The sequence below is a fragment of the Candidatus Obscuribacterales bacterium genome, assembly GCA_036703605.1.
Taxonomy (GTDB): domain Bacteria; phylum Cyanobacteriota; class Cyanobacteriia; order RECH01; family RECH01; genus RECH01.
This window is the reverse complement of record DATNRH010001059.1, coordinates 1-2,046: the sequence shown is the minus strand read 5'-3', so window position 1 is coordinate 2,046 and position 2,046 is coordinate 1. Positions and strand designations below refer to the sequence as shown.

Genomic DNA, 2,046 nt, shown 5'->3' with positions numbered 1-2,046 from the left:
TCAATTGAGCCAACCATGATGTTATCCAGAAAGTGAGGTAAGTAATTTACTACGATCGCCCTATGGTAGGATGCACGTCAGCCTAGTATGCTCTGGGTTCAAGATAATGGTTTAGTTCACCATGAACCTTTTGCCTGCTGTGTGGCATCCGTAGAATTGACGAACATTTCAGTTTCGGTCATGTATGCGGATGTTAGAAGCCCCAACGGGTGAATTGCAAAATCGGCTTGGCCGTGGCTTCTATAAATTAACTACACCTTAGGCGTTCTGATAACCATCCTCAAGGATCTACGTCACAAAAGCAACGTAATCTGACGACTCTTTAAGCCCTCTTCATACTGAATTCTACTTTGCAAAGTTTTTGCTCTTTTCAAATAAAAACTCGATGATAGAATTGGCGATCGCAATTTTCAATGCCATACTGGGCGTAGCATAAATCACACTGCATTCACCAACGCTAGCACAGAGGCATAGGTCAGACTATGCTGGGCAAATACGCCCTTACTCAACATGAGAAGCTTTTAGAACATGACTATGCAGCCACAAAAACCAACTGTTTTGGTCACTGGAGGAGCAGGCTATATTGGCTCCCATGCTGTTGACCAATTAAAGCAAGCTGGCTACCACGTTGTGGTCTTAGATAATCTAGTCTACGGCCATCGAGATCTGGTTGAAACTGTTTTAAACGTTGATTTAATTGTGGGCGATATTAGCGATCGCTCCCTCTTAGATCAAGTATTTCAAGACTACTCCGTCGCCGCAGTCATTCACTTTGCTGCCTATGCCTACGTGGGTGAGTCGGCCACCAATCCAGCAAAATACTACCGCAATAACGTCAGCGGCACCTTGACCCTGTTAGAAGCCATGGTGGCTGCGGGTGTCAAGCGTCTAGTCTTTTCATCCACCTGCGCTACCTATGGCGTACCCCAGCAAATCCCCATCCCGGAAGATCATCCCCAGGCTCCTATCAATGCCTACGGGCAAACCAAACTGATGGTGGAAACCATTCTCAAGGATTTTGATAGCGCCTATGGTCTTAAATCCATCTGCTTCCGCTACTTCAATGCCGCCGGTGCTGATCCCCAAGGGCGCTTAGGGGAAGACCATAATCCTGAAACCCATCTGATTCCCCTGGCCTTGATGACTGCTCTAGGGCGACGGGAATCTCTGTCGATTTTTGGCACGGATTACCCCACGGAAGATGGCACCTGCATCCGGGATTATATCCATGTTTGTGATCTAGCCGATGCCCATATTTTGGGGCTAGAACACCTGCTGAAGGGGGGAGATAGCGATATCTTTAACCTAGGCAATGGCGGTGGATTCTCGGTGCGTCAAGTGATTGAAGCCACAGAACGGGTGACAGGACGTCCGGTGCCGGCGGTGGAGTGCGATCGCCGCCCTGGTGATCCGCCAGCGCTCGTAGGCAGTGGTCAAAAGGCCGCCGCTGTTCTGGGCTGGGCTCCCAAGTATCCCGACCTTGATGACATGATTCGCCATGCTTGGCAGTGGCACCAAGTGCGCCATGGCTCCTTGTCGTCAGTGTCATAGCTCACTGCAAGGATCGAGGGCAGACCGTGAGGTTCTGCCTCGTACAGAAGATGCTGCGCGGCTGAAGATGGCCCATCAGGTTTCCTGTGCAGACTATCAGTCAAGTTTCATGCCCTTGGGGAGGGGGTTGTCCTGCCCTGCGATCGCCCCTCGTCTATATCGATTCAGTATTCGTCCATACCTGCGTTCTTAAGAGTGAGTAGAGTTACTGTTCATGAGTTTGAATCCTGTTGTCGTTGTGGGTGCAGGGCCAGCAGGTTTAACTGCGGCCTATGAGTTATCGAAACACCAACGTCCTGCTGTGGTACTTGAAAGTGGCGATCGCGTTGGAGGAATCTCACGCACCGAAACCTATAAAGACTATCGATTTGATATCGGCGGTCACCGTTTCTACACCAAAGTGACGGAGGTTGAGGATCTTTGGCAAGAGGTGCTCAGCGACGAGATGATCACCGTACCACGGCTATCGCGCATCTACTATGACGGCAAGTTTTT

General features: G+C 50.0%; 2 protein-coding genes. Both read left to right on the top strand.

Features of this window, described 5'->3' with window-relative positions; translation table 11 throughout:
* The first annotated feature begins 534 nt into the window (after positions 1–534).
* On the top strand, positions 535–1,551 hold the full coding sequence (galE, locus tag V6D20_21540; protein HEY9818366.1) for a UDP-glucose 4-epimerase GalE: 1,017 nt from the start codon (positions 535–537) through the stop codon (positions 1,549–1,551).
* A gap of 214 nt (positions 1,552–1,765) precedes the next feature.
* On the top strand, positions 1,766–2,046 hold a 281-nt coding region (locus tag V6D20_21535; GenBank protein HEY9818365.1), incomplete at its 3' end, for an FAD-dependent oxidoreductase.